This is a genomic window from Erwinia sp. LJJL01 (assembly GCF_047300805.2).
In the GTDB taxonomy this organism is placed as follows: Bacteria; Pseudomonadota; Gammaproteobacteria; order Enterobacterales; family Enterobacteriaceae; genus Erwinia; species Erwinia aphidicola.
On the sequence record NZ_CP178576.1, the window covers coordinates 2,845,603 to 2,871,565 of the forward strand.

Annotated in this window: 25 protein-coding genes; 9 read left to right on the forward strand and 16 right to left on the reverse strand. The window is 57.8% G+C overall.

Annotated features, from left to right (window positions below):
• Window positions 1-157 precede the first annotated feature (157 nt).
• On the forward strand, window positions 158-520 hold the full coding sequence (gene yacL / locus ACLI4M_RS14045) for a protein YacL (protein WP_048914942.1): 363 nt from the start codon (window positions 158-160) through the stop codon (window positions 518-520).
• An 88-nt stretch (window positions 521-608) separates the two neighbouring features.
• On the opposite strand, the gene ACLI4M_RS14050 is transcribed toward yacL, so the two are convergent.
• The 5 genes from ACLI4M_RS14050 to ACLI4M_RS14070 all read right to left on the reverse strand — a co-directional run bounded on the left by ACLI4M_RS14050 (window position 609) and on the right by ACLI4M_RS14070 (window position 3,537).
• Complete coding sequence (locus ACLI4M_RS14050; RefSeq protein WP_133624455.1) at window positions 609-791, reverse strand: hypothetical protein; 183 nt, start codon at window positions 789-791, stop codon at window positions 609-611.
• A complete protein-coding gene (locus tag ACLI4M_RS14055) occupies window positions 751-1,209 on the reverse strand; it encodes a hypothetical protein (protein ID WP_133624453.1) in 459 nt (152 codons plus the stop codon). The genes ACLI4M_RS14050 and ACLI4M_RS14055 overlap by 41 nt, the downstream gene beginning before the upstream one ends.
• Before the next feature lie 186 nt (window positions 1,210-1,395).
• Window positions 1,396-2,205, reverse strand: a complete 810-nt coding sequence (gene speD / locus ACLI4M_RS14060) for an adenosylmethionine decarboxylase (protein WP_048914972.1) — start codon at window positions 2,203-2,205, stop codon at window positions 1,396-1,398.
• Window positions 2,206-2,232: 27 nt separating this feature from the next.
• Window positions 2,233-3,090 carry a polyamine aminopropyltransferase gene (gene speE / locus ACLI4M_RS14065; RefSeq protein ID WP_133624451.1) on the reverse strand — a complete coding sequence of 286 codons (858 nt, stop codon included), beginning with the start codon at window positions 3,088-3,090 and terminating at the stop codon, window positions 2,233-2,235.
• Between the two features lie 99 nt (window positions 3,091-3,189).
• Window positions 3,190-3,537 carry a YacC family pilotin-like protein gene (locus ACLI4M_RS14070; protein WP_048914955.1) on the reverse strand — a complete coding sequence of 116 codons (348 nt, stop codon included), beginning with the start codon at window positions 3,535-3,537 and terminating at the stop codon, window positions 3,190-3,192.
• Between the two features lie 180 nt (window positions 3,538-3,717).
• Here ACLI4M_RS14070 and cueO point away from each other — a divergent pair, with 180 nt between their 5' ends.
• Complete coding sequence (cueO, locus tag ACLI4M_RS14075; RefSeq protein ID WP_133624448.1) at window positions 3,718-5,322, forward strand: multicopper oxidase CueO; 1,605 nt, start codon at window positions 3,718-3,720, stop codon at window positions 5,320-5,322.
• Window positions 5,323-5,458: 136 nt separating this feature from the next.
• Here cueO and ACLI4M_RS14080 read toward each other — a convergent pair whose 3' ends face one another.
• Window positions 5,459-6,736 (reverse strand): cystathionine gamma-synthase family protein, encoded by a 1,278-nt coding sequence (locus ACLI4M_RS14080; RefSeq protein WP_133624446.1) that lies wholly within the window; start codon window positions 6,734-6,736, stop codon window positions 5,459-5,461.
• A 250-nt stretch (window positions 6,737-6,986) separates the two neighbouring features.
• Here ACLI4M_RS14080 and hpt point away from each other — a divergent pair, with 250 nt between their 5' ends.
• Complete coding sequence (hpt, locus tag ACLI4M_RS14085) at window positions 6,987-7,523, forward strand: hypoxanthine phosphoribosyltransferase (protein ID WP_048914958.1); 537 nt, start codon at window positions 6,987-6,989, stop codon at window positions 7,521-7,523.
• Window positions 7,524-7,803: 280 nt separating this feature from the next.
• Here the strand turns inward: hpt and can are convergent, their stop codons facing one another.
• Window positions 7,804-8,466 (reverse strand): carbonate dehydratase, encoded by a 663-nt coding sequence (gene can / locus ACLI4M_RS14090; RefSeq protein ID WP_048914959.1) that lies wholly within the window; start codon window positions 8,464-8,466, stop codon window positions 7,804-7,806.
• A gap of 108 nt (window positions 8,467-8,574) precedes the next feature.
• Here can and ACLI4M_RS14095 point away from each other — a divergent pair, with 108 nt between their 5' ends.
• Together ACLI4M_RS14095 and ACLI4M_RS14100 are read left to right on the forward strand one after the other, a co-directional pair.
• Window positions 8,575-9,501, forward strand: a complete 927-nt coding sequence (locus tag ACLI4M_RS14095) for an ABC transporter ATP-binding protein (RefSeq protein ID WP_133624443.1) — start codon at window positions 8,575-8,577, stop codon at window positions 9,499-9,501.
• The gene (locus ACLI4M_RS14100) at window positions 9,498-10,268 is read left to right on the forward strand and encodes an ABC transporter permease (RefSeq protein ID WP_048914961.1); all 771 of its coding nucleotides are present in this window, start codon (window positions 9,498-9,500) and stop codon (window positions 10,266-10,268) included. The genes ACLI4M_RS14095 and ACLI4M_RS14100 overlap by 4 nt, the downstream gene beginning before the upstream one ends.
• Window positions 10,269-10,315: 47 nt before the next feature.
• Here the strand turns inward: ACLI4M_RS14100 and panD are convergent, their stop codons facing one another.
• From panD to thpR, 9 genes are all read right to left on the reverse strand, one after another.
• The gene (panD, locus tag ACLI4M_RS14105; RefSeq protein WP_099754623.1) at window positions 10,316-10,696 is read right to left on the reverse strand and encodes an aspartate 1-decarboxylase; all 381 of its coding nucleotides are present in this window, start codon (window positions 10,694-10,696) and stop codon (window positions 10,316-10,318) included.
• Between the two features lie 64 nt (window positions 10,697-10,760).
• Window positions 10,761-11,615, reverse strand: a complete 855-nt coding sequence (panC, locus tag ACLI4M_RS14110) for a pantoate--beta-alanine ligase (RefSeq protein WP_133624441.1) — start codon at window positions 11,613-11,615, stop codon at window positions 10,761-10,763.
• Between the two features lie 15 nt (window positions 11,616-11,630).
• A complete protein-coding gene (panB, locus tag ACLI4M_RS14115; protein WP_048914973.1) occupies window positions 11,631-12,425 on the reverse strand; it encodes a 3-methyl-2-oxobutanoate hydroxymethyltransferase in 795 nt (264 codons plus the stop codon).
• Between the two features lie 166 nt (window positions 12,426-12,591).
• Entirely contained in the window at window positions 12,592-13,071 is a 480-nt protein-coding gene (gene folK / locus ACLI4M_RS14120) for a 2-amino-4-hydroxy-6-hydroxymethyldihydropteridine diphosphokinase (protein ID WP_133624439.1), read from the reverse strand.
• The gene (gene pcnB, locus ACLI4M_RS14125; RefSeq protein WP_208864919.1) at window positions 13,068-14,489 is read right to left on the reverse strand and encodes a polynucleotide adenylyltransferase PcnB; all 1,422 of its coding nucleotides are present in this window, start codon (window positions 14,487-14,489) and stop codon (window positions 13,068-13,070) included. Before pcnB ends, folK begins: the two co-directional genes overlap by 4 nt.
• 97 nt (window positions 14,490-14,586) lie before the next feature.
• Entirely contained in the window at window positions 14,587-15,456 is an 870-nt protein-coding gene (gluQRS, locus tag ACLI4M_RS14130) for a tRNA glutamyl-Q(34) synthetase GluQRS (protein ID WP_133625117.1), read from the reverse strand.
• 68 nt (window positions 15,457-15,524) lie between these two features.
• Window positions 15,525-15,980, reverse strand: coding sequence for an RNA polymerase-binding protein DksA (gene dksA / locus ACLI4M_RS14135; RefSeq protein WP_048914966.1), 456 nt, complete (start codon window positions 15,978-15,980; stop codon window positions 15,525-15,527).
• Between the two features lie 235 nt (window positions 15,981-16,215).
• Window positions 16,216-16,920 carry a DNA/RNA nuclease SfsA gene (gene sfsA, locus ACLI4M_RS14140; protein WP_133624437.1) on the reverse strand — a complete coding sequence of 235 codons (705 nt, stop codon included), beginning with the start codon at window positions 16,918-16,920 and terminating at the stop codon, window positions 16,216-16,218.
• Between the two features lie 9 nt (window positions 16,921-16,929).
• Entirely contained in the window at window positions 16,930-17,457 is a 528-nt protein-coding gene (gene thpR, locus ACLI4M_RS14145) for an RNA 2',3'-cyclic phosphodiesterase (protein ID WP_133624435.1), read from the reverse strand.
• Between the two features lie 77 nt (window positions 17,458-17,534).
• Between thpR and hrpB the strand changes: the two genes are divergently transcribed.
• From hrpB to fhuA, 4 genes are all read left to right on the forward strand, one after another.
• Window positions 17,535-19,973 (forward strand): ATP-dependent helicase HrpB, encoded by a 2,439-nt coding sequence (hrpB, locus tag ACLI4M_RS14150; protein WP_133624433.1) that lies wholly within the window; start codon window positions 17,535-17,537, stop codon window positions 19,971-19,973.
• Between the two features lie 114 nt (window positions 19,974-20,087).
• Window positions 20,088-22,628, forward strand: a complete 2,541-nt coding sequence (gene mrcB / locus ACLI4M_RS14155) for a bifunctional glycosyl transferase/transpeptidase (RefSeq protein ID WP_133624431.1) — start codon at window positions 20,088-20,090, stop codon at window positions 22,626-22,628.
• A gap of 264 nt (window positions 22,629-22,892) precedes the next feature.
• Window positions 22,893-23,600, forward strand: a complete 708-nt coding sequence (locus ACLI4M_RS14160; RefSeq protein ID WP_133625116.1) for an acid phosphatase — start codon at window positions 22,893-22,895, stop codon at window positions 23,598-23,600.
• Window positions 23,601-23,713: 113 nt separating this feature from the next.
• On the forward strand, window positions 23,714-25,894 hold the full coding sequence (gene fhuA, locus ACLI4M_RS14165; RefSeq protein WP_253538468.1) for a ferrichrome porin FhuA: 2,181 nt from the start codon (window positions 23,714-23,716) through the stop codon (window positions 25,892-25,894).
• Window positions 25,895-25,963 lie beyond the last annotated feature (69 nt).

A 25,963-nucleotide genomic window follows, 5' to 3' on the forward strand; every position in this document is an offset into this window, starting at 1 on the left:
CAGTCAGCGCTGACAAACCGGGCCTCGTGCCCGGTTTTTTTATGCCTGACGTAAAAGCGCTGCTTTTGTGCAGGCGGGCTGCGATAATGCGCGCTCAAGCTCAGATTTGTCGGGGCAGACGCGCAACAGTAAGCCGTCTGTGCTGGAGGAAAGTATCATGGAATACGAATTTTTAAGGGACATCACCGGCGTGGTGAAAGTCCGCATGACGATGGGCCACGAGGCCGTCGGCCACTGGTTTAATGATGAGGTGAATGAAAACCTCGCGTTGCTGGATGAAGTGGAAGCGGCAGTGGCTGAAGTGAAAGGCAGCGTGCGCCAGTGGCAGCGGGTGGGGAAAGAGTACACGCTGCTGCTGGATGAAGAAGAGGTGATGATCCGCGCCAATCAGCTCGGTTTTGACGGCGACGAGATGGAAGACGGCATGAGCTATTACGACGAAGAGAGCCTGGCGTTCTGCGGCGTGGAGGATTTTCTCGCGGTGATCGCCGCCTATCGCGCGTTTTTGCAGGGGCGATGAGCAGCGGATGCGGGCCGATCAAAACAAAAGATCGCCCCTGGGATGGGGGCAACCTCATCCCGTAGGGGCTGGTCATGGCCCTGCGCTGTTAAGACTCGGGCTTCATTTTCACGCTGAGAAACTGCGTGCCGTCTTTGGTGGTAATCACTTCTACGGTGCCATTTTTACGTGCCTCTGCCAGAGCAGCCTGGGCCCGTTCAATTAATTTAACCTGAGTTGCACGCGCTCGGTCATAATTCTTCAGGGAAGCTGTTTGGTGTTCTAATGACATATTCCTTATCTCCTGTAGCTCGTTGCAAAGAAAATCCCTTATGTTGCCTGAGCAGTATACTCGAAATTGAGTGATAAACTTGATTCAGTTTTTCATCGCTGGCGATAAAACAGTATATCTCAGGATGATGTTCCTCATAGTGGGATAAGATGGTTTCAATAACCCTTCTAAATACAATAACTGCTTTACTTCCGATATTTTGTCTGGCCAAATGGGTATTATTAATCTGGTTTTCGATGCAGTCGAACGCAATTTCGAACATACCGTTAGTTGGAAAAGTAAAATCATCGGGTAAGGTTAATGCAGTGTTTTGTTGTTCTCTGATCTCTGAAAAATAAACCTCATAGGGTTTGTCCCCTAATGAAAAAAAACCAATATGTAGTGTATTTTCAATATTAATCACCTTGAAATCATTCATCGCATTTATCCTTATGCCAGTGCAGCTATCGTGCCTCATGCAGCAAGGGGAGAGCAACAGGCTGGCAGCGGATTTATTGCGTAGCGTTACGCAAATTAGGATGTAATTAAATGAAAATGGCAGAAATAAAAAACGGCCCGCAGGCCGTTTATTTATACGAATAACTTAAAGCGATAAGTTAAGCGGTTAAGGCGCTTTTAATCCAATGGCTGGAATGTTGCGGCCATAGTAAATTTCACGCATCTCTTTCCACAGCAGATCGGTGATGCGCTTATGTTCCTGCGGGCTGAGGTCGGCAGGGTCGGTATTAAACAGATAATGTTTAAGATCGAACTCCTTCAGCAGCATTTTGCTATGGAACATATTTTCCTGATAGACATTCACATCCATCATGTCATACATCGACTTCATATCGTCCGACATAAAGTTCTGGATCGAATTGATCTCGTGGTCGATAAAGTGTTTCACCCCGTTGACGTCGCGCGTAAAGCCGCGCACGCGATAGTCGATGGTGACAATATCGGACTCCAGCTGGTGAATTAAGTAGTTCAGCGCTTTCAGGGGCGAAATCACGCCGCAGGTTGATACTTCAATATCGGCACGGAAAGTACAGAGCCCGCCTTCGGGATGGCTTTCCGGGTAGGTATGCACGCAGATATGGCTCTTATCAAGGTGCGCAACCACGGAGTTTGGCAGCGGGCCGGGGTGCTCGGAGGTATCGATATCGCGCGGATCGACAGGCTCTTCGCTCACCAGAATCGTCACGCTGGCACCCTGTGGTTCATAGTCCTGGCGTGCGATATTCAGCACGTTCGCCCCGATAATCGAGCAGGTTTCGCTCAGAATTTCGGTCAGGCGGTTAGCATTATACTGCTCATCAATGTACGCAATGTATCCGTCGCGTTCAGCCTCAGTGTTCGCGTAACAGATATCGTAGATACAAAAACTCAGGCTTTTCGTCAGGTTGTTGAAGCCATGTAGTTTCAGCTTTTGCAATTTCACTCACCCCCTAAGAATGCCCGGCTAGTCAGCCAGCGCATTCAACAGATATTGCGGCAGGGCAAAACTGCCCGTATGGATTGCCGGATTATAGTAACGGCAGGTCAGTCCTGCTGCGTCAAAGCGCGATGCGATAGTGGCCGCATCCAGCTGGCGTAGCGCCGGGTTGTCGCTGGCCCAGGCAAAGGTCATGATGCCGCCGTAATAGGTCGGCACCGCCGCCTGATAGAAGCTGACATCCGCAAAGTAGTGGCCGAGCTTGCGGTGGCTGTTGACGGCTTCGTCCTGCTGCAGGAAACAGACGCCATTCTGCGCCACGAAGATGCCGCCAGGATTAAGGCAGCGGTGGCATCCCTGATAGAAGTCTGAGGTAAACAGGCTTTCCCCCGGTCCAATCGGATCGGTACAGTCAGAGATAATGACATCAAACTTTTCACCGGTCTGGCTCACGAAGTTCACGCCATCGTCGATCACCAGCGTAAAGCGCGGATCGTCATAAGCGCCCTGGCTGTGGTTCGGCAGGTACTGTTTGCAGAACGTCACCACGCCCGCATCAATTTCGACCATGGTGATTTTTTCGATGTTCTGATGACGGCTGACTTCACGCAGCATGGCACCATCGCCACCGCCGATAATCAGCACGTGTTTTGCCGCGCCGTGAGCCAGCAGCGGAACGTGGGTCATCATCTCATGATAGATAAACTCATCGCGCTCGGTGGTTTGTACCACACCGTCCAGCGCCATGACGCGACCTAACGCGGAGTTTTCAAAAATGACCAGATCCTGATGCCCGGTTGGTTCGCGATACAGTACTTTATCGACAGAAAAATACTGTCCGAATCCGGCATGAAGCGTTTCATACCACATTTCTTTATCGGTCATGGTGGGGACTCCTCCTGACGAAAAATGGGCCAATATCATAGCCATTTATGACCGTGGTTGCACGGTCAAATGATCGGCAGCAGGAAGGATATCAGAGGTTTATTTCACGTAGGCGAGCAGGCTCAGCGAGTCCCGTGCGAGAGATTTGCACTTGGTATCATTAGGAACGGCAATACCGCTCAGATCGCGATAGCTGTCTTCACCCAGCGCTTTCATGTTGAAACTGTTGTAATTGGTTAAATCCCAACGGTTTTGCTGTGCAAAAAAGACCAGTGCCCGGCGAATTTGCCCGTCCGGTAAATCCTGATAGCCACAGTCGTTCTTCAAATAAACAAATACGGCGGTTAAATCTGCCAAATCTTCTGCTTCCGATTCGCTCAGGGCGAAACTGGTGGAGGAGAAGCCAAACAGCCCTAACAGCAACAGAGCCTTGATGCTTTTCTTCATAGTTATTCTCATACGTGTGCAATAACCTGACGTTAGCACAGTTCAGGCCAGGTGCCAGCCAAAATTAGCGTAGAAAATTCCTGAAGCGCCCAATCCGCACAAAGTAAACGGGCTTGACCTTACCGCTGGGGCAGGGTTTATGCTGCCCGCATTATTCACGTTTGACGCAAGGAATGGACGATGCAACGCCGTGATTTTCTCAAATTAAGCGCCGCGCTGGGCGCTGCCAGCGCACTGCCGCTGTGGAGCTGCTCGCTGATGGCGGCGGAACAGCGGCCGCTGTTGCCGATCCCCTCATTACTCACTGCCGATGCACGCAGTGAAATTAGCCTGATCGCGCAGGCGGGCAGCAGCAGCTGGCGCGGAAAAAATGTCCCTACCTGGGGCTATAACGGCGCTCTGCTTGGCCCGGCAATCCAGCTGGAGCGTGGCAAAGAGGTCAACATCACCGTGTATAACCGCCTGCCGGAAGCGACGACGGTGCACTGGCACGGTCTGGAGCTGCCCGGCCAGGTCGATGGCGGACCCCAGGCGCGCATTGCGCCTAACCAGAGCCGCCGCGTGACCTTTACCCCGGACCAACCTGCCGCGACCTGCTGGTTCCACCCGCACCAGCATGGCCGTACCGGTTATCAGGTGGCGCAAGGGCTGGCCGGGCTGGTGCTGATTAACGACCCGGAGAGCGGCAAGCTGCTGCTGCCAAAGCAGTGGGGCATTGATGATATTCCGGTGATCCTGCAGGACAAGCGGCTAACCGCTGACGGCAGCCAGATCGACTATCAGCTGGATATCATGAGTGCCGCCGTCGGCTGGTTTGGCGACACCATGCTGACTAACGGGGCGATTTACCCGCAGGCGGGCGTGCCGCGCGGCTGGTTGCGCCTGCGCCTGCTCAACGGCTGTAACGCCCGCTCGCTGAATATCACCACCAGCGATAAGCGCCCGATGTATGTCATTGCCAGCGATGGCGGGCTGCTGGGTGAACCCGTGCAGGTTAGCGAGCTGCCGATGATGCCGGGCGAGCGCTTCGAAGTGCTGGTCGATACCACCGATGGCAAGCCGTTCGACCTGCAAACGCTGCCGGTGCGCCAGATGGGGATGACGCTACCGCCGTTTAACCAGCCGCTGCCGGTACTGTCGATTGCGCCGCTGCAGGTGCAGGCCAGCGGCACGCTGCCGGATAGGCTGGTTGAGATGCCTGCCGTGCCCGCGGCGCAGGGCGCCAATACGCGCTGGCTACAGCTGATGATGGACCCTGAGCTGGACCGTCGCGGCATGCAGGCGCTGATGGAGAAGTACGGCCATGCGTCGATGGCAGGCATGAGTATGGATGCGCACGACAGCGGCAAGGCGGACGCTAAGCCGCAGATGGCGATGTCGGGGATGGATCACGGCGAGATGGCGGGAATGGATCATGCCAAAGCGCCGAAAGCTTGGGACTTCCACCAGGGAAATCAGATCAACGGCGTGGCGTTCAACATGGATAAACCCGCGTTCGAAGTGAAGCAGGGCGCGTATGAGAAGTGGACTATCTCGGGCGAAGGCGATGAGATGCTGCATCCGTTCCACATTCACGGTACCCAGTTTCGCATTTTGTCAGAAAACGGTAAACCGCCCGCACCGCACCGCAGCGGCTGGAAGGACACGGTGCGCGTTGAGGGCTGGCGCAGCGAAGTGCTGGTCCGGTTTAACCATCAGGCCACGCCAGACCAGGCCTATATGGCGCACTGCCATCTGCTGGAGCACGAAGACACCGGGATGATGCTCGGGTTTACCGTGGCATAAGCCCGAGGGTGCCAGCTAAACGGGACGACCGGAAAAAAGGTCGTCCCCTACGAAAACATCTCCTTGCCTTTGTAGGGGCGAGGCATGCCTCGCCCGCCTCTATCCCAGTGCCAGGCGAGGCATGCCTCGCCCGCCTCTATCCCAGTGCCAGGCGCAAATCCTCGATCAAATCATCTTTGTTCTCAATACCGATCGATAAACGGATGGTAGAGGATTTTATGCCAATGCGGTCGCGCACCTCCAGCGGCACGCCGGAGTGGGTGGTGCTGGCCGGATGGCTGGCGAGAGATTCGGTGCCGCCGAGGCTGACCGCCAGCTTGAACAGCTGCACCGCATTGAGGAACTTAAATGCCGCCTCCTGACCGCCCCGAATATCGAACGAGAAGGTCGAACCGGCACCGCTGCACTGGGCGCGCCAGGTTTTCCCAGCCGCAGAGTCCGCCGCCAGGAATGGCAGATAGTGAATCTGCTCGACCGCCGGATGACTACGCAGAAACTCCGCCACGGCGGCGGCATTATCGTTCGCCCGCTCCATGCGCAGTGCCAGCGTCTCCAGCGAGCGGCCAATCATCCAGCTGGAGTGCGGATCGAGCTGCGTGCCGATTGCGCTGCGCAGCGCCTTCACCTGGCGGATGAGGGTCTTATTGCCCATCGCTGCCCCGGCGATCAGATCCGAGTGGCCGCCGACATATTTGGTCAGGGAATAGAGCGAAATATCCGCCCCGTGCTCCGTCGGGCGGGAAAACACCGGGCCGAGCAGGGTGTTATCGCAGGCAATCACCGGGCGGTGCTGCTGCTGCTGTTCAATTTTGTCGGCCACGCGCTTAATCAGCGCGATATCCACCAGGCTGTTAGTCGGGTTCGCCGGGGATTCAATCAGGATCACCGATACCCGCCCCTGCGCCATCGCGGCATCCGCCGCCGCCTGTACCGATGCTTCATTAACACCATCGCTAAAGCCCACCGAGGTCACGCCAAGATTGTGGAAGGTTTTGCTTAGCAGCGTTTCGGTGCCGCCATACAGCGGCTGTGAGTGCAGGATAACATCACCCGGTTTCACAAAGGTCAGTAGGGTGGTGGAGATCGCCGACATCCCCGACGAGAAAAGCGCCGCGCTGTCGGTACGCTCGTAGATCGCCAGCCGATCCTCGACGATTTCACTGTTGGGGTGGTTGAAGCGGGAATAGACCAGCCCGTTGCCTTCGCCCGCAGGGGGTTCACGGCGGCCCGAGACGTAATCAAAAAAATCCCGCCCCTCTTCCGCGCTGTTAAACACGAAGGTCGAGGTGAGAAACACCGGGGGTTTAACCGCGCCTTCAGAGAGCGCCGGGTCATAACCGTAGTTCAGCATCTGCGTTTCGGGCTGCAGCTCGCGCGTGCCGATATGCGTCTTTTTGGAATGTGATGAAGCCATGTGCTCTCCTGCCCGTTGGCATGATGTTTTATCATTGTGGACGCTAAGCTAGCATGTGGCAGGTTGTGCTGATAAATGAATAAACGCTCTATGGTTAAATCATTATGCGATATGAAATGTGGCTATCTGAACGTACAGCAGTCTATATGTCTGTCACGCGCGAATGAAAACCACGTTGCGCAACAGCGAGCGTCGGGCGTGAGAAGTGTGATAAACTGCGGCGCTTTCCCTGAGCAATCGACGAAGAGCTATGAAACACACCGTTGAAGTTATGATCTCCGAAGCGGAGATCAAATCCCGCGTTGCCGCACTCGGCCAGCAAATCACTGAACATTACCGTGACAGCGGTAGTGAAATGGTGCTGGTTGGCCTGCTGCGCGGTTCATTTATGTTTATGGCCGATCTGTGTCGCGCCATTGATGTCCCCCACGAAGTCGACTTTATGACGGCGTCGAGCTACGGAAATGGCACCTCGAGCACCCGTGATGTGAAAATCCTTAAAGATCTGGATGAGGATATTCGCGGTAAAGACGTGCTGATCGTCGAAGATATTATCGATTCAGGTAATACGCTGAGCAAAGTGCGTGAGCTTTTCAACCTGCGCGGCCCGAAATCCGTGGCGATCTGCACCCTGCTGGATAAGCCTTCCCGCCGCGAAGTGGACGTGCCGGTAGAGTATGTCGGTTTCGCCATTCCTGACGAGTTTGTGGTGGGCTACGGCATTGACTATGCCCAGCGCTATCGCCACCTGCCGTACGTGGGCAAAGTGGTGATGCTGGACGAGTAATCGCAGGTTTATCCACAGCACAATCGACTAAGGCCGGAGTTTCCGGCCTGTAATACCATACTGCGCTTGCTCGTCATTCTTCAAGCTGGCTGTGCGTTGGCTTCTCCTGTTCACCCCAGTCACATAGTTACCTATGCTCCTGGGGATTCGCAGGCTTGCCGCGTTACTCGGCCCAAGTTTGGGCCTCGCCCCTTACGGGGCCAGCACTGGTGCTGTTCAAAAACGCATGGCGTTTTTGTCATCCAGCGTGAATTATTTAGAGCAAGGTTATAAATGTGGATTACGGATTGAGATCCGGGTCGTTCAGCAGGTTGGCGATACCGTGGCGATAGCGCTGTTCGAGGATTTCACGACTGGTTGCGGAGACTTCCAGATCGCGCAGGTAACCGTCCTGAATACCGTAAACCCAACCGTGAATGTTGACCTTCTGCCCGCGTTTCCACGCTGACTGCATGATGGTGGAGTGGCCGAGGTTGTAAACTTGCTCAATCACGTTGATTTCACAAAGTTTATCAAAGCGCTTTTCCGGCGGCAGTTCACCGAGTAACGCGCTATGCTTGTACCACAAATCACGGATATGCAGCAGCCAGTTGTCAATCAGGCCGAGTTCCGGGTTATCCACCGCCGCCTGAACGCCGCCGCAGCCGTAGTGACCACAGATAATAATGTGTTCCACTTCCAGCACTTCAACCGCGTACTGCACCACCGACAGGCAGTTGAGATCGGTGTGCACCACCAGGTTGGCGACGTTGCGGTGAACAAACAGTTCACCCGGCTCCAGCCCGGTCAGGCGCTCGGCAGGTACCCGGCTGTCAGAACAGCCAATCCACAGGAAGCGCGGCTTCTGCGCCAGAGACAGGCGTTCAAAGAAACCGGGATCTTCCTCTTTCAGTAATTTGGACCACTGGCGATTGTTGCTGATAAGGGTGTTAATGTCTTTCATAATGATGTCTGCCACTACCTCGAAATGCGTACCGTAATATAGGGCAACGCTCCGTGATTGGAAATGACAAACAAGAAACCTATACAAATACAGGGCTCTCTCTTACCTATGACATATGCACTGGAACTTGAAAAGCTGACCAAAACCTACGCAGGCGGGGTTCAGGCGCTCAAGGGCATCGATCTCGCTGTCGAGGCCGGTGATTTCTATGCGCTGCTCGGCCCTAACGGCGCCGGTAAATCTACCACCATCGGCATTATCAGCTCGCTGGTTAACAAAACCGGCGGCAAAGTCCGGGTGTTTGGCTATGACCTGCAGCAGGACGTGGTCAACGCCAAGCGTCAGCTCGGGCTGGTGCCGCAGGAGTTCAACTTTAACCAGTTTGAAACCGTGATGCAGATTGTGGTCAGCCAGGCCGGACTGTACGGCGTGGAGAAACCAGACGCGTTAAAGCGTGCGGAAAAATACCTGAAGCAGCTGGATTTATGGGATAAACGCAACGAACGTGCGCGCATGCTTTCCGGCGGGATGAAGCGCCGCCTGATGATCGCCCGCGCGCTGATGCACGAGCCAAAGCTGCTGATCCTCGATGAGCCAACCGCCGGGGTGGATATCGAACTGCGCCGCTCAATGTGGACCTTCCTGCAGGAGCTGAATGCGCAGGGCACCACCATTATCCTGACCACCCACTATCTGGAAGAAGCCGAAATGCTGTGCCGCAATATCGGCATTATCCAGCGCGGTGAGCTGGTGGAAAACACCTCAATGAAGGGCCTGCTTTCTAAGCTGAAATCGGAAACCTTTATTCTCGACCTCGCGGCTAAAAGCCCGCTGCCGAAGCTGGAAGGCTTCCAGTACCGGCTGATTGATACCTCGACGCTGGAAGTGGAAGTGCTGCGTGAGCAGGGGCTGAACAGCGTGTTTAGCCAGCTCAGCCATCAGGGCGTGCAGGTATTGAGTATGCGCAACAAGGCCAACCGCCTTGAGGAGCTGTTTGTCGACCTGGTTAACGGGCGCACAGGAGAAAAAGCATGACACATTTATACTGGGTCGCCCTGAAGAGCATCTGGGGTAAAGAGATTAACCGTTTCGCCCGCATCTGGATCCAGACGCTGGTGCCGCCGGTGATCACCATGACGCTCTACTTTATTATTTTCGGCAACCTGATTGGCTCGCGCATCGGTGAGATGCACGGCTTCAGCTATATGCAGTTTATTGTGCCGGGCCTGATTATGATGGCGGTGATCACCAATGCCTATGCCAACGTGGCCTCGTCGTTCTTCAGCGCCAAGTTCCAGCGCAATATCGAAGAGCTGCTGGTGGCACCGGTACCGACGCACGTGATTATCGCCGGTTATGTCGGCGGCGGCGTGGCGCGCGGGATCTGCGTGGGCGTGCTGGTGACGGCGATTTCGCTGTTCTTCGTGCCGTTCCAGGTGCATTCGTGGCTGATGGTGGCGGTGACGCTGCTGCTGACGGCGGTGCTGTTCTCGCTGGCGGGCCTGTTGAATGCGGTATTTGCCCGGACTTTCGATGATATCAGCCTGATCCCGACCTTCGTGCTGACGCCGCTGACCTACCTTGGCGGGGTGTTCTATTCGCTGACGCTGCTGCCGCCGGTGTGGCAGATGGTGTCGAAGCTGAACCCGATCGTCTACATGATCAGCGGATTCCGCTACGGTTTCCTCGGGATTAACGATGTGCCGCTGGCGTTTACGCTGGGCGTGCTGGTGGCGTTTATCGCGGTGTTTTATATTCTGGTGTGGGTGCTGATCCAGCGCGGTCGCGGATTACGTACCTGATGGATAGGGGCCGATCATTTTCCGATCGGCCCCTACATGTTTGGCTTTTACGCCACCTGAACCGGCACCGCTTTCGCCACGCGCTTCATCTGGTTTTTACCTTCGAAATAGGCCACCTTCGGCTGCCACTCGCGGGCCTCTGCGTCCGACATCTGCACGTACGAACAGATAATCAGCAGGTCCCCTTCGCAGGCACAGCGCGCTGCCGCACCGTTGACCGAGATGATTTTCGAACCGCGTTCGGCGGCGATAGCGTAGGTTGAGAAACGCTGGCCGTTGTTGATGTTATAGATATCGATCGCTTCGTATTGCAGAATGCCGGAAGCATCGAGGAAATCCTGATCGATGGCGCAGGAACCTTCGTAATTCAGGTCAGCCTGGGTCACGGTGACCCGGTGGAGTTTGCCCTGCAACATAGTACGATTCATAACTCATCACTCTACAGTCAATGCAAAAAACGGACGCCAGTATTACCCGGCGCCGCACGTCTGTCTACTGGGTCAGATCAACCTGTTGGTTATCAATCAGGCGAGCCTTGCCGAGCCAGGCCGCCATCAGGATCACCGCACGCTGGCTGTCGACATTGAGCGGCAGCAGCGTATCGGCATCCACAATCGCCAGCCCATCGGCCTGTAAGCCCTGCGCTGCCAGCTCACTTTCCGCCGCCGCAATCATCTCTTCCACGTGGCGCTCGCCGCTTGCCAGTTTTGCAGCGATGCTGTGCATCACCTGGCTCAGCACCGGGGCGATTTTACGCTCATCGCTGCTCAGATAGCCGTTACGTGAGCTGAGTGCCAGGCCATCTTTGGCACGCACGGTGGGCACGCCGACGATATCAATATCGTAGCCCATATCCGCCACCATTTTGCGGATCAGCGCCAGCTGCTGGTAATCCTTTTCGCCAAAGCAGGCGAGGTCGGGCTGCACCAGGTTAAACAGCTTGCTGACGATGGTGGAAACGCCGCGGAAGTGCCCCGGGCGGCTGGCGCCTTCCAGCAGGGTGGAAAGGCCGGGGACGTCAACAAACGTCTGCTCGCTCAGCCCTTTGGGATAGACATCGCCCGGTGCCGGGGAGAACACCAGATCAACGCCACGGCGGTTCAGCTTTTCACAATCCTGCTGCAGCGTGCGCGGATAGCGCGCCAGATCGTCCGCGCGCTCAAACTGCATCGGGTTAACGAAGATCGACACCACCACGATATCGGCACGCGCGCGCGCTTCATCCACCAGGGTCATATGCCCGTCATGCAGGTTGCCCATGGTTGGCACCAGCGCAATGCGCTTGCCGTCCTGGCGCCAGCGGCGAATTTCGCGGCGCAGCATCGGCAGGGTTTCAATAATCAGCACGGTGTTTCTCCTGGTTTACTGGAAACTGTGTTCAGCGGCCGGATAGCTTCCGGCTTCAACTTCTGCCACATACTGACGCACTGCGGCGCGGATCTCTCCGGCCTCAGCGAGGAAGTTTTTGGCAAATTTAGGAATGTGACCGCCGGTAATGCCAAAGGCGTCGTGCATCACCAGTATCTGACCGTCGGTGACGCTGCCCGCGCCAATGCCAATCACCGGGATGGCCAGCGCCTCGGTCACGCGTTTTGCCAGCGAAACCGGCACGCACTCCAGCACCAGCAGCTGTATGCCTGCTGCTTCCAGCGCCAGTGCATCTTCCAGCAGGCGCTCGGCATCGGCGCTTTCACGACCCTGCACTTTGTACCCGCCAAAAACATTCACCGACTGCGGCGTCAGCCCGAGGTGGCCACACACCGGCACCGCGCGTTCGGTTAACTGTTGCACCGTTTCCGCCAGCCACTTGCCGCCCTCCAGCTTCACCATGTTGGCCCCGGCGCGCATCAGCGTCGCGGCGCTGTCAAAGGTCTGCTGTGGCGTGGCGTAGCTCATAAACGGCAGGTCAGCGAGCAGCAGCGCAGCGGGGGCGCCACGGCGCACGGTTTGCGTGTGGTATGCGATATCGGCAACCGTGACCGGCAGCGTGGAGTCGTGGCCCTGAACCACCATGCCAAGAGAATCACCCACCAGCATGACCTGAATACCCTCATCGGCAAACAGGCGGGCAAAGCTGTAATCATAGGCGGTGATGGTGGCGAATTTGTGCCCCTGCTGCTTCCACTGGCGTAAGGTCGAGACGGTAGTCGGTTTCATCAGATCCCCGTTAGGCATTTTCTGTTGGGCGTATCTTAATGGAAGGGGAGAGGGATGTCAGCATTGTCACGGAGCAGGTCACGAGACAGGTCGCGGGTGAGGTCGCGGGCGAGGCATGCTTCGCCCCTACGTAGGGGCCGGGCATGCCCGGCCCGCGGTTTGCCGATTACCAGTGCCGGATGCTGCTGCTGTCGAGCGTCGCCAGCAAATCCGCGATGCGGGTGCCGTTAGGCAAGGTCAGGTCGGGGGCGATCTCCAGCAGTGGCAGCAGCATAAAGGCGCGATTGTGCATATCGTAGTGGGGGACCGTCAGGCGTGGCGTGCTCAGCGTCTGCTCACCAAACAGCATGATGTCGAGGTCAAGCGTGCGCGGCCCCCAGCGATGCGCTTTGCGCACGCGCCCCTGCTCCAGCTCAATGCGCTGGGTATGGTCGAGCAGGGTTTCGGCCGCAAGTGCCGTATCCAGCGCCACGGCAGCATTGAGAAAATCAGGCTGGTCCGGCGGGCCGTAAGGTGGGGTGCGGTAAAGAGAAGAGGTGGCAACCAGCGTGGTATCAGGCAGGGCCGCCAGCGCATTCAGGGCAGATTGCACCTGATGCAGCGGGTCGGCCAGATTACTGCCCAGCGCCAGATAAACGCGGATCATGCGTCGTTGTTATGGTCGCGGCGCTGGCCGCCGGGAACGCGCTTGCGCGGGCGGCGGGTGCGGCGGCGTGGCACCGGATCATCGCCCAGGGTGTTGAGCATGGTTTTCTGCTGCGGTGGCGCAGAAACCTGGAACTCGCCCCACCAGGTGGTCAGACGCTGCAGTTCGTGGTTGTTTTCCACTTCGGCACGCAGTGCCAGCAGGTCGTAAGCGGCGCGGAATTTCGGATGCTCCATCAGCTTCCACGCACGCTTACCGTGGCGGCGCGACAGGCGCAGCTGCAGCTGCCAGATATCCCGCACCAGCGTGGTAATGCGTTTTGGAATAGCCAGCGAGCGGCACGCCTCATCCAGCACGTCATTCATCGACAGCGCGAAGGCATCGTAATAGACCAGCCCGCTCTCCTGGGCAATTTTCTGCGCGGCTTCCAGCTGTGGATACCAGAACATCGCCGCAAACAGGAACGCCGGGTTAACACGCATCTGGTTGTGGATGCGGTTATCGGTATTTTTCAGCACCTGCAGGATCATCTTCTCCATATTACTGTCACCCTGTTCGGTGAAGTAGCGGGTGATGATCGGGAACAGCGGCTGGAACAGCTGATATTCACGCAGTTTCAGATAAGTTTGATGACCGTAACCCGCCTGCAGCAGCTTCAGCGTCTCTTCGAACAGGCGTGCCGGTGGGATATCGTTCAGTAGCGTAGCGAGACGCGGGATGGGCTCACCGGTTTCGGGCGCGATGCTCATGTCCAGCTTGGCGGCGAAGCGCACCACGCGCAGCATACGCACCGGGTCTTCACGGTAGCGGGTTTCCGGGTCACCGATCATCCGGATGATGCCCTGCTGCAGGTCGCTCAGGCCACCCACGTAATCACGCACGGTGAAGTCGGCCACGCTGTAATAGAGGCTGTTAATCGTCAGATCGCGGCGCTGGGCGTCATCTTCAATCGAACCGAAAATATTATCGCGCAGCAGCATACCATTCTGGCCGCGCTGCGAGCTGTTGCGGTCATCAGCAACCGGCTGCTCCGCTTCATGGTGACCACGGAAGGTGGCGACCTCGATAATTTCCGGGCCAAACATCACGTGCGCGAGGCGGAAGCGACGACCGACCAGACGGCAGTTGCGGAACAGTTTACGCATCTGATCCGGCGTGGCGTTGGTGGTCACATCGAAGTCTTTCGGTTTTTTACCCAGCAGCAAATCGCGCACGCCGCCGCCTACCAGGTAGGCTTCGAATCCGGCTTTGTTCAGGCGATACAGTACCTTGAGGGCATTTTCACTGATGTCCTTGCGCGAGATGTTATGACTATCGCGCGGAATGACGGTCATCTGACGCACTTCCTCGACCTCGGCTGGCGCCACGTCATCGCGACTGAGGACTTTCCGGCAAAAATTAGCAACTCGGGTAAAAATGGGACACCTCGATAGTGACAATGAAATTTGGTCGGTAAAAACAGCGGCTAATCATAGCTCAGAGTGAAGCGTTTGAGAATGCCGAAGTCGGTGTATGCTACTGCTGCGCGTCGTTTATTGGGATATTTTTGCACTTCCAGTCACCGATTGCGTGCTGTAACAGCGCGGCAACGCTCAGATCGCGCCAGCTTTCTGCCACCGGCTGACCGAGAAAACGCAGCGCTGCTGCCAGCGCCGGGCGCGGATCGCCTTCCGGCAGCGGCGGCGCATGATTCTGCTTGGAGAGCTTATTGCCGTCATGGTTTAACACCAGCGGCAGGTGCAGATAGCGCGGCGCAGGCCAGCCAAACTGATGGTAGAGCGTGATTTGACGCACGGTCGGCTCAATCAGATCCGCGCCGCGCACCACTTCCGTCACGCCCTGGAAATGGTCATCCACCACCACCGCAAGGTTATAGGCAAACAGCCCATCGCGGCGATGAATAATAAAGTCTTCCTGCGCCAGCCTGGCATCGGCCTTGACGCTGCCACGCAGCTGGTCGTGAAATTCGCTCAGCGGACGATCAACCTTAAGGCGCAGCGCGGCGTTTTCCGGCCCGAGCCCCAGCGCCCGGCAGTGGCCGTCGTACAGCCCGCCAACCTGCTGAATACGGCTGCGCGTGCAGGTGCAGTAGTAGCTGTGCCCGTCACGCTGCAGTCGATCGAGCGCGGCGCGGTAGACTTCATGGCGCTGCGACTGCCACAGGACTTCTCCATCCCACTCCAGTCCGTACTGCTCCAGCTGCTGCAGGATACGCGTTGCCGCACCGGGGACTTCACGCGGCGGGTCAATATCTTCAATGCGTACGTACCACGCGCCATGCTGTGCGCGAGCCTGGAGATAACTGCCTAAAGCAGCAATCAGAGAGCCAAAGTGAAGTTCACCGGAGGGGGAGGGGGCGAAGCGCCCGATATAGTCTGAGGTCATCATCTTGAAGATGGGCAGTGAAGCGACTGCGGGAGAGATTCCCCGCTTCACTGCACAATCATATGCCGTTAACCGGCCATTTGTTTTTCGCGGATTTCTGCCAGCGTTTTACAGTCGATGCAAAGATCGGCGGTAGGACGCGCTTCCAGACGACGGATACCGATTTCAACGCCACAGGAGTCACAGTAGCCGAAATCATCGTCTTCAACTTTCTTCAGCGTCTTTTCGATCTTTTTAATCAGCTTGCGCTCGCGATCGCGGTTACGCAATTCAAGACTGAACTCTTCTTCCTGAGCGGCACGATCGACCGGGTCCGGGAAGTTAGCGGCTTCGTCCTGCATGTGTGTGACCGTACGATCGACTTCATCCCGGAGTTGATTACGCCACGCCCCAAGAATTTTCTTGAAGTGCTCCAGCTGGGCTTCATTCATATACTCTTCGCCCGGCTTCTCTTGGTATGGCTCCACCCCAGCGATGGCGAGAATACTCAGGGACGATGTTTTACGGTTTTGCCCTTCTTGCATGTTGCTTCTCCTGGATAACACGCACTACACCCTTCATCTTTAAGCTGCAGGGGCGTTGGTCGCTATCCCGCAACCCGAAATCTTCGGGTATCGATCCCACATGGGGAAAAAAACAGGCCGCTATAAATACCAGAAGCGGTTAAGGTAAGCAATTATTCCTGATCACGCCTTGACAAGCATGTGAGGAAAAGCGTATTTGCGCGATCGGCAGTATAAAAGCAAATTGCGCTAAATTTTACAACTCCACTTTCAGGGCTTTTCTGAGAACCATCCCCTCCGGTGATAACTGCGCCTTATAACATAGCACCTCTACACCATTCTGCCGGGCCTGCGACAGGAGTTCTGCGTAGCGAGCATCAATGTGTCGCGCCGGGGCAACGTCCTCAATCCCCGAGTGCAGAACGGCGAAGAACAGTACCGCCCGCTGGCCCGATTGCGCAATCTGACTAAGCTCGCGCAGGTGTTTCTGGCCACGCACGGTCACCGCATCCGGAAAATACCCTTTACCCTGCTGTAATAGCGTCACGGATTTGACTTCAATATAGCAGTTACGGCGATCGCTTGCCTGTAACAGGAAGTCTATCCGGCTGTTTTCTGCGCCATATTTAACTTCAGGCAGCAGCGTATCGTAACCGGATAATTCCGCAATCTGGCCTGCATTAAGTGCCTCGCGCACTAACCCATTGGCGCGTAAGGTATTGACGCAAATCCAGTCGCCCTGCTGCGTTTCGGTTAGCTCCCAGCTGTGCGGATATTTTCGCGTCAGGCTGGCCGATGTCGAATACCACACCGTGTCGCCCGGCGTGGCGCAGCCCGTCATTGCCCCGGTATTAGCACAGTGGATTGTCAGCTCTTCACCCTGCGGGGTGACCACATCAGCCAGAAAGCGTTTATAGCGTTTAACCAGCCGCGCGGGTTGCAGGTCCGGGCTAAATTCCATAGGAATTCCTTATCGTAATTTCCATTCCGCCACTTCTTCATAGCGGGTGCGACCGCGCGTAAAATGTGACTGAAACAGGACAAAGCGCTCGACCGGCACTGACCAGTGAAAATTGCGCGGCGGCAACGACACCGGGTGCAGAGCGTGGCGCAGTAATGTGACATGCGGATGAAAAGGCAGAGCAGGTTGCATACAGCCGCTGCGTGCCGCCTGCGATCGCAGCAGCTCTGCCAGCTGCAGCAGCCCGCGCGGCGCCTGGCGCGGCCCCAGCCACACCACGCCGGAGCGCGGCCAGTGCCCGGCATCATCCAGCGTCAGCGTAAAAGCGGGCTGCGTAATGCGGCCGGCGAGCTGCATCAGCGCCCGCTGCTTCTGCGCACTGATTTCGCCGAGGAACGCCAGCGTCAGGTGCAGGCTGTCGGCGGCTACCGGGCGGCCCGCTTCCGCCGGGAAGGTCGCGGCGCGCCACTGGATCAGGCTCTGCTTACACTCATCCGGCAGTTCGAGGCCGAAAAACAGCCGTTTTTGTGCGCTCATCGCGTCCTCCGGTAAATCAAACCCGGGAATGCTACAATGCGCCGCAGATTATGACCATGGCGTTCTGGAGTAAATACGTGAGTTCATTACCGGTCAGTGCCGTCCTACCCGAACTGCTGGCGGCACTGCAATCCGCCCCGCAGGTGCTGCTGGCTGCCCCGACCGGCGCCGGAAAATCCACCTGGCTGCCGCTCCAGATCCTGCAGCAGGCGGGATTCAGCGGGCGCATCCTGCTGCTGGAACCGCGCAGGCTGGCGGCGCGCAACGTTGCACAGCGGCTGGCCGAGCTGCTGGGCCAGCCGCCGGGCGAGATCGTGGGCTACCGCATGCGTGGCGAGTCGCGCTGCGGGCCTGACACACGCTTAGAGGTGGTGACGGAAGGGATCCTGACGCGCATGCTGCAGCAGGATCCGATGCTGGAGGGCGTGTCGCTGGTGATCCTTGATGAGTTTCACGAGCGTAGTTTACAGGGCGATCTGGCGCTGGCGCTGCTGCTGGACGTGCAGGGCGGGCTGCGTGACGATCTGAAAGTGCTGATCATGTCGGCAACGCTGGACAACTCGCGGCTGCGCGAGTGGCTGCCGGATGCACCGCTGATCGCCTCCGAGGGGCGATCCTTCCCGGTAGATCGCCGCTACCAGCCGCTCTCCCCCACGCTGCGCTTTGACGATGCGGTGGCACGGCAGGTGAGCCAGCTATTACGCGAGGAGAGCGGCTCGCTGCTACTGTTTCTGCCCGGCGTGGCGGAGATCCAGCGTGTGCAGAGTGCGCTTAGCGACCTTGTCGCCAGCGATGTTGACCTCTGCCCGCTGTACGGTGCGCTGTCGCTGGCGGATCAGCGCCGGGCTATCCTGCCTGCCGCGGCCGGGCGGCGCAAAGTGGTGCTGGCAACCAACATCGCCGAAACCAGCTTAACCATCGAGGGCATCCGTCTGGTGGTGGACTGCGCGCTGGAGCGCAGCGCGTTTTTCGACCTGCGCAGCGGGCTGACCAGCCTGCAAACCCGGCGCGTCAGCCAGGCCTCGATGACCCAGCGTGCCGGGCGCGCCGGGCGCCTCGAACCCGGCATCTGCCTGCATCTGATAGCAAAGGAGCAGGCGGAGCGCGCTGCCGCCCACAGCGACCCGGAAATACTCACCAGCGATCTCGCGGCGCTGTGGCTCGATCTGCTGCAGTGGGGCTGCCACGATATCAACCAGCTTAACTGGCTGGACGTGCCGCCCGCCGCGGGTATCGAGGCGGCGCGTCAGCTGCTGCAAAAGCTGGGGGCGACCGACGGTGACGGGCGTTTGAATGCGCAGGGGCGCAAAATGGCCGCGCTCGGCAGCGAACCGCGCTTTGCCGCGATGCTGATTGCCGCCGGCAGCGATGCCGATGCGGTCGCCACCGCCGCTCAGCTGGTGGCGATGCTGGAGGATCCGCAGCGCGGCAGCCCCGACCTGCGCGACAGCTTCCAGCGCCGCCTGCCGCAGTGGCAGCGCCGCGCCCGTCAGCTGCAGCAGCGGCTGAAGGTCAGTGGTGGAACGCTGGATGAAGATCGCCTTCCGGCGCTGCTGGCGGTAGCCTTCCCGGACCGCATCGCGCGGCGGCGCGGTGCCGAGGGGCGCTATCAGCTGGCGAACGGCAGCGGGGCCGCGCTCGATCGTGAAGAGGGCTTAACCCGCTACGAGTGGCTGATTGCGCCACAGCTGCTGCAGAGCCATAGCCAACCCGACGCGCGTATTTTGCAGGCGCTGCCGCTGGATATCGACCAGCTGGTGCGCCAGCTTCCTGTTCTGCTGACGCAGCAAACTGAAGTGGAGTGGGATGAAGAGAAAGGCACGCTGCGCGCCTGGCGCCGTGAGCAGGTCGGCCAGCTGGTGCTGAAGTCGCAGCCGCTGGCGAAACCGGACGAGCAGGAGCTGCACGCGGCGATGCTGCGCTGGGTGCGCAGCAAAGGTTTATCGGTGCTGAACTGGACGCCACAGGCAGAGCAGCTAAGATTGCGGCTGGTCTGTGCCGCGCAGTGGCTGCCGGAAGAGGAGTGGCCCGCCGCCGATGAGCCCGCGCTGCTGGAGCGCCTGGAGCGCTGGCTGCTGCCCGCGATGAATGGCGTGCGCGATGCGCGTGGCCTGCGCCAGCTCGACTGTGCCGCTGCGTTATTACAATTGCTCACATGGTCACAGCGACAGCAACTGGATACTGCATTGCCAACTCATTACACTGTGCCGACCGGAAGCCGCCTGCCGATCCAGTACTCTGCTGATAAACCGCCCGCCCTGGCGGTGCGTCTGCAGGAGATGTACGGCGAAGCGCACAATCCCAGCGTTGCCGCAGGGCGCATTCCGCTGGTTCTGGAGCTGCTATCCCCGGCGCAGCGCCCGCTGCAGATCACCCGCGATCTGGCGGCGTTCTGGAACGGGGCTTACCGGGAAGTGCAAAAAGAGATGAAAGGGCGCTACCCCAAACATCTGTGGCCGGATGACCCGGCAAATACATTACCGACGCGGCGCGTGAAAAAGTTTTCCGCGACGTGATTTTTCTGTACTGAATCGTGGCCCGAATATTCGGAAGGTTCCACTTCCGTAACGGCCCCTGTGCGACGAGAGTAGTCGGCCTGGCCGACGCGTGCCCCTGGAGAAATGAAACACATGTCTGACGATCGCGAACCTATCGGGCGTAAAGGAAAGCAGCCCAAGCCGCCGCGTAACAAAGCGGGGCGAGGTCGCCGCAGGGAAGAGGAAGAATATGATGAGTATGACGATCAGGATGAAGACCTGGATGACGAGGAGGTAACCCCGGTGCCACGTAAAGGAAAAGGACGCTCACCGCGTAAGAAAAGAGGCTGGATTGGCTTACTGATTAAGCTGTTCCTGCTGTTTGCCGTGGTGATGGCCATCTATGGTGTCTATCTGGATTCCCAGATCCGCAGCCGCATTGACGGCAAAGTCTGGCAGCTGCCGGCGACGGTTTATGGCCGCATGGTCAGCCTTGAGCCGGGTATGTCGTACAACAAGAAAGAGATGATCGCCCTGCTGGAAGGCACGCAGTACCGCGAAGTGACGCGTATGACGCGGCCCGGTGAATTTACCGTGCAGGGTAATAGCATTGAGATGATCCGCCGCCCGTTTGATTTCCCCGACAGCAAAGAGGGGCAGATCCGCGCGCGCCTGAGCTTTAGCGGCGACCAGCTGAGCGACATCAAAAACCTCGACAGCGGCCGCAGCTTTGGCTTCTTCCGCCTCGATCCGCGCCTGATCACTATGCTGCAGTCGCCGAACGGCGAACAGCGCCTGTTTGTGCCGCGTGCCGGCTTCCCTGACCTGCTGGTGGATACGCTGGTGGCAACCGAAGACCGCCACTTCTATCAGCATGACGGCATCAGCTTCTACTCGATTGGCCGTGCTTTCCTCGCCAACATTACCGCCGGGCGTGCGGTGCAGGGCGGCAGTACGCTGACCCAGCAGCTGGTGAAGAACCTGTTCCTGACCAACGAGCGCTCGCTGTGGCGTAAAGCCAACGAAGCCTATATGGCGCTGATCATGGATGCGCGCTACAGCAAGGACCGCATCCTCGAGCTGTATCTGAATGAGGTGTACCTCGGACAGGCCGGTAACGATCAGATCCGCGGCTTCCCGCTGGCCAGCCTCTACTACTTTGGCCGCCCGGTGGACGAGCTGAGCCTCGACCAGCAGGCGCTTTTGGTGGGGATGGTGAAAGGCGCGTCGCTCTATAACCCATGGCGTAATCCGAAGCTGGCGCTGGAGCGCCGCAACCTGGTGCTGCGCCTGCTGCAGCAGCAGAAGGTAATCGACCAGGAGCTGTACGACATGCTGAGCGCCCGCCCGCTGGGGGTGCAGCCGAAAGGGGGGGTGATCACGCCGCAGCCGGCGTTTATGCAGATGGTGCGTAACGAACTGCAGGCGAAGCTCGGCGATAAAATCAAAGATCTCTCCGGGGTGAAAATCTTCACCACCCTTGACCCGGTGTCGCAGGATGCGGCCGAGAAGTCGGTGGAAGAGGGGATGCCGGCGCTGCGCAAACAGCGTGGCCTGAACGATCTGGAAACGGCCATGGTGATCGTTGACCGCTTCAGCGGTGAAGTGCGTGCCATGGTGGGCGGTGCCGATCCGCAGTTTGCCGGTTACAACCGTGCGCTGCAGGCGCGCCGTTCGATTGGTTCTCTGGCAAAACCAGCGACTTATCTGACCGCCCTCAGCCAGCCGGATACCTATCGCCTGAATACCTGGATTGCCGATAACCCGATTGCGCTGAAGCAGCCGAATGGCCAGGTATGGAAACCGCAGAACGACGATCGTCGATTCAGCGGCCAGGTGATGCTGGTGGATGCGCTGACCCGCTCAATGAACGTGCCGACGGTTAACCTTGGCATGACGCTGGGGCTGCCGCAGGTGGTGGATACCTGGACTAAACTGGGCGTGCCGAAAGATCAGCTCAACCCGGTACCCGCGATGCTGCTGGGGGCGCTTAACCTGACCCCGATTGAAGTGGCGCAGGCGTTCCAGACCATTGCCAGCGGCGGCAGCCGTGCCCCGCTCTCTGCGGTGCGCTCGGTGATTGCTGAAGATGGTAGCGTGCTGTATCAGAGTTTCCCACAGGCGGAACGTGCAGTACCTGCTCAGGCCGCCTACCTGACGCTTTACACCATGCAGCAGGTGGTCGATCACGGTACCGCGCGCGCGCTGGGTGCCAAATATCCTCGCGCCAGCCTGGCGGGTAAAACCGGTACCACCAATAACCTGGTGGACAGCTGGTTTGCCGGTATTGATGGCAAAGAGGTGGCGATCACCTGGATTGGCCGTGATAACAACCAGCCGACCAAGGTCTATGGCTCAAGCGGTGCCATGCAGCTCTACCAGCGCTATCTGGCTAACCAGGCGCCGATGCCGCTGCAGCTGACGCCGCCGGAAGATATCGCGCCGATGAGCGTTGATTCTGCCGGCAACTTTGTCTGCGGCAGTGCCAGCAGCAGCTGGCGTACCCTGCCGGTCTGGACCACCGATGCTGAGGCGCTGTGTCAGCAACAGCAGCAGCAGATTCAGCAGCAGCAGCAGATGTTGCAGCAGCAGAATAGCCAGCAGCAACCGCAGCAGGGTCAGCCACAGCAGCAAAATGAGCAGAAGGACAGCGATGGCGTAGCGGGCTGGATTAAAGATATGTTCGGCAAGTAACAGCGATTGTTGATTGTAAAAAAAGCCGGGAAACCGGCTTTTTTTATCTCTGTTATTCAGAATTTGTGTCGAATAGCGGCTATTTTAGTTAATTGATTACGTTACTGTTTTTGATTTTGAGTGCCAAAAGAGTCCAAATAGATCTAATAAAAAATAAAATGAGATCTGCATATCTTTTTTTGCATTGCCTTTCAGTGAGGATAAGCCTGCTTTTACTCATAAAAAGGAATTTCAATGAAACTTAATGCGTTATATTCCAGCCTGATGTTAGGCGGTGCTTTACTCACCGCACTCTCCGCACAGGCTGACAACACCAGCGTTACTCCTTTCCACACCGCAGCTCAGGCTGTCGACAGCCAGTACTACCTGCCACCACCGCCAAAAGAGGGCAGCTCCGCGTATTCCTATGACAAGGCGGCTTATGAAAAAGGCTACGCGATGAAGGGCTCGCCGCGCTGGCAGCAAGCCACTCAGGATGCCAACCTGCACGTCGAGAATATTGCCAAAATCTTCTCGCCAGTGCTTGGGGTCACTATCAGTCCAGATGAAACCCCTGCGACCTGGAGCATGCTGCAGAAGCTGCTGATCCTCGGCGGTGCTTACGCGCCGGACGGGGCGAAAAACTACTATATGCGCACCCGTCCTTTTGTGGTGTTCAACCATCACACCTGCCAGCCCGCCGATGAACCGGCGCTGCGTAAAAATGGCTCATACCCCTCCGGCCACACCACCTACGGCACGCTGCTGGCGCTGGTGCTGTCGCAGGCAAAACCCGAGCGGGCGAAGGAGCTGGCGGAGCGCGCCTGGGAATTCGGGCAGAGCCGGGTGATTTGTGGCGCGCACTGGCAAAGCGATGTCAATGCCGGGCGTTACGTCGGGGCGATCGAGTATGCTCGTCTGCAAACGATTCCTGCTTTTCTCCAGCAGGAAAAACTGGTCAAAGCTGAGCTGAACGCGGGCTCCGGCCAGTAAACTGCACGCAGTAAAACAGGCAAAGCGGCTCAGGGTAGCCGCTTTTTAGATCAACTTTTCTTTTGCTTCATCCTGCATTATCTGCCCGACATGGAACTTGCCATGGATAAAGGATGAGCGAAACGACAATGAATGTTTATGCGGTTTCCAGAACGATCAGCCGTTATTTTCCTCTGTTGCTGGCCGCAAACTGCTTTGCCACCACCACCACGCTTACCGTCAATGCGCATGATGCGCCGCCACAGGAGGATGCGTGGGGCCCTGCCGCAACCATCGCCGCAAAACGCAGTGCCAGCGGCAGTAAAACCGATACGGCGCTAGAAAAAATTCCTCAGTCGGTTTCGGTGGTGACCGCTGCAGAGCTGCAGCGCATGCAGCCACAGTCGGTCAAAGAAGCCCTCAGCTACACCCCCGGTGTGACGGTGAACGCCAGCGGCAGTGCCAATCTGTTTGATAATGTCGCGATCCGCGGCTTTGGTGGGCAGCAAAATATCAACGAGTATCTGGACGGCATCAAATTGCAGGGCGACAGTTATTCACTGGCCGCCATTGACCCTTACATGCTGGAGCGCGTCGAAGTCCTGCACGGGCCTGCCTCAGTGCTGTATGGCAAGAGCAGCCCCGGCGGGCTAATTTCGCTGGTCAGCAAACAGCCGCTGGGAGAGCGCCTGCGCGAGATCCAGTTTCAGATGGGTAACCAGAATCTGTATGAGACCGGCTTCGATTTTAGCGATACTGTCGATGATGACCCGCGCTATAGCTGGCGGTTGACCGGGCTGGCCCGCAGTAACGATGCGCAGCAGGTGAATGCGCGCGAGAAGCGCTATGCGGTTGCGCCTTCCTTTCGCTGGCAGCCAAATGCGCACACCAGCCTGACGCTGTTAACCCAATTTCAGCACGAACCCGAATCAGGCTATAACGGCTGGCTGCCCCGTCAGGGCACGGTGGACCCGTTTGTCACTGCGGATGGTAAGCAGCATAAACTGTCGACCCGGTTTAGCGATGGCGAGCGCAGCGGGCGCTATCAGCATACGCAGAACCTGGCTGGCTATCGCCTGATACACGATCTCAGCGATAACTGGCAGGTGCGGCAGAATGTGCGCTATATGCATCTTGACTCGCACAGCACCGGCTTCAACGGCATCGGGTATATTGCGCCGCAAACCCTGATGCGCTCTTCAGCGCATTTTGACGAGCGGCTGAGCAATATCGATGTCGATACCCAGATGGAAGGGAAAGTCGCCAGCGGTCCGCTGGATCACCGCCTGCTGTTTGGCGTCGACTATATGCACATGCGCGATGATATAAACGGCTTTTATGGTTTCGCCGATCCGCTGGATCTGCTCGACCCGCATTATGGCAATGACAGCATCCCGGAATTGGGGCGGATGCCGCAAAAAATGCTGGATCGCCAGCAGCAAACCGGGATCTACGCGCAGGATCAGGCGCAGTGGCGGCGGTGGGTGGTGACGTTAGGCGGACGTTATGACTGGGCGATGACCTCCGCCTTTGACCGGGTTGCGCACAGCACCAACCGTCGTCACGATCGGCAGTTTAGCTGGCGCGGCGGGGTAAATTATCCGTTTGATAACGGTATTGCACCTTACTTTAGCTTCAGCGAATCTTTTCAACCGACATCCGGCAGCGATGTCCATCATCAGACCTTTTCACCTTCACGCGGCAAGCAGTATGAGCTCGGCCTGAAGTTTGTGCCGCAGGATCGCCCGATTGTGCTGACGGCGGCGCTGTTTCAGCTGGTGAAAAATAAAAATCTGGTGGTGGATACCAGCGTCGGTGCCGGAATGGGGATGGGGTCTTTCAGCAAGCAGGCGGGTAAAACGCGATCGCGCGGCCTGGAGCTTGAGGCTAAAGCGGCGGTAAACCTCAACCTCAATTTGAGCGCCTCCTATACCTTTACTGACGTGCGCTACGCGCGAGACGGCAGCGAGCAGTCAGACCGCCGCCCGTATCAGATACCCGCCAATATGGCCTCTTTATGGGCTGACTATACCTTCCACCAGACGGCGTTGAGCGGCCTGACGCTGGGCAGCGGCGTGCGCTATGTCGGCAGCAGCTGGGGCGATACGGCCAACAGCTTCAAGGTTAAACCCTATACGCTGGTGGATGCGGTAATGCGTTACGATCTGGCGCGTGTTGGCTTACCCGGTTCAAATGTAGCGTTAAATATTAATAACTTACTCGATCGTCATTATGTGGCGAGCTGCATGTCCGGCTATGCCTGCTACTGGGGGCGAGACCGCCGTATCATCGCCACCATGACCTTCCGCTATTAAATAATTCCTGACCTTGCGCAAAATTCCGCGTGCCGCTGACGGGTAAACTCTGCCCGCAGCCGCGCCGGG

Excerpts from the sequence above, each read along its gene's own strand:
- yacL (WP_048914942.1), top strand. The coding sequence starts at position 158 with ATGGAATACGAATTTTTAAGGGACATCACCGGCGTGGTGAAAGTCCGC.
- ACLI4M_RS14050 (WP_133624455.1), bottom strand. The coding sequence starts at position 791 with ATGTCATTAGAACACCAAACAGCTTCCCTGAAGAATTATGACCGAGCG.
- ACLI4M_RS14055 (WP_133624453.1), bottom strand. The coding sequence starts at position 1,209 with ATGAATGATTTCAAGGTGATTAATATTGAAAATACACTACATATTGGT.
- speE (WP_133624451.1), bottom strand. The coding sequence starts at position 3,090 with ATGACCGATAAAGAAATGTGGTATGAAACGCTTCATGCCGGATTCGGA.
- ACLI4M_RS14070 (WP_048914955.1), bottom strand. The coding sequence starts at position 3,537 with ATGAAGAAAAGCATCAAGGCTCTGTTGCTGTTAGGGCTGTTTGGCTTC.
- cueO (WP_133624448.1), top strand. The coding sequence starts at position 3,718 with ATGCAACGCCGTGATTTTCTCAAATTAAGCGCCGCGCTGGGCGCTGCC.
- ACLI4M_RS14080 (WP_133624446.1), bottom strand. The coding sequence starts at position 6,736 with ATGGCTTCATCACATTCCAAAAAGACGCATATCGGCACGCGCGAGCTG.
- hpt (WP_048914958.1), top strand. The coding sequence starts at position 6,987 with ATGAAACACACCGTTGAAGTTATGATCTCCGAAGCGGAGATCAAATCC.
- can (WP_048914959.1), bottom strand. The coding sequence starts at position 8,466 with ATGAAAGACATTAACACCCTTATCAGCAACAATCGCCAGTGGTCCAAA.
- ACLI4M_RS14095 (WP_133624443.1), top strand. The coding sequence starts at position 8,575 with ATGACATATGCACTGGAACTTGAAAAGCTGACCAAAACCTACGCAGGC.
- ACLI4M_RS14100 (WP_048914961.1), top strand. The coding sequence starts at position 9,498 with ATGACACATTTATACTGGGTCGCCCTGAAGAGCATCTGGGGTAAAGAG.
- panD (WP_099754623.1), bottom strand. The coding sequence starts at position 10,696 with ATGAATCGTACTATGTTGCAGGGCAAACTCCACCGGGTCACCGTGACC.
- panB (WP_048914973.1), bottom strand. The coding sequence starts at position 12,425 with ATGAAACCGACTACCGTCTCGACCTTACGCCAGTGGAAGCAGCAGGGG.
- folK (WP_133624439.1), bottom strand. The coding sequence starts at position 13,071 with ATGATCCGCGTTTATCTGGCGCTGGGCAGTAATCTGGCCGACCCGCTG.
- gluQRS (WP_133625117.1), bottom strand. The coding sequence starts at position 15,456 with ATGACCTCAGACTATATCGGGCGCTTCGCCCCCTCCCCCTCCGGTGAA.
- dksA (WP_048914966.1), bottom strand. The coding sequence starts at position 15,980 with ATGCAAGAAGGGCAAAACCGTAAAACATCGTCCCTGAGTATTCTCGCC.
- sfsA (WP_133624437.1), bottom strand. The coding sequence starts at position 16,920 with ATGGAATTTAGCCCGGACCTGCAACCCGCGCGGCTGGTTAAACGCTAT.
- thpR (WP_133624435.1), bottom strand. The coding sequence starts at position 17,457 with ATGAGCGCACAAAAACGGCTGTTTTTCGGCCTCGAACTGCCGGATGAG.
- mrcB (WP_133624431.1), top strand. The coding sequence starts at position 20,088 with ATGTCTGACGATCGCGAACCTATCGGGCGTAAAGGAAAGCAGCCCAAG.
- ACLI4M_RS14160 (WP_133625116.1), top strand. The coding sequence starts at position 22,893 with ATGTTAGGCGGTGCTTTACTCACCGCACTCTCCGCACAGGCTGACAAC.
- fhuA (WP_253538468.1), top strand. The coding sequence starts at position 23,714 with ATGAGCGAAACGACAATGAATGTTTATGCGGTTTCCAGAACGATCAGC.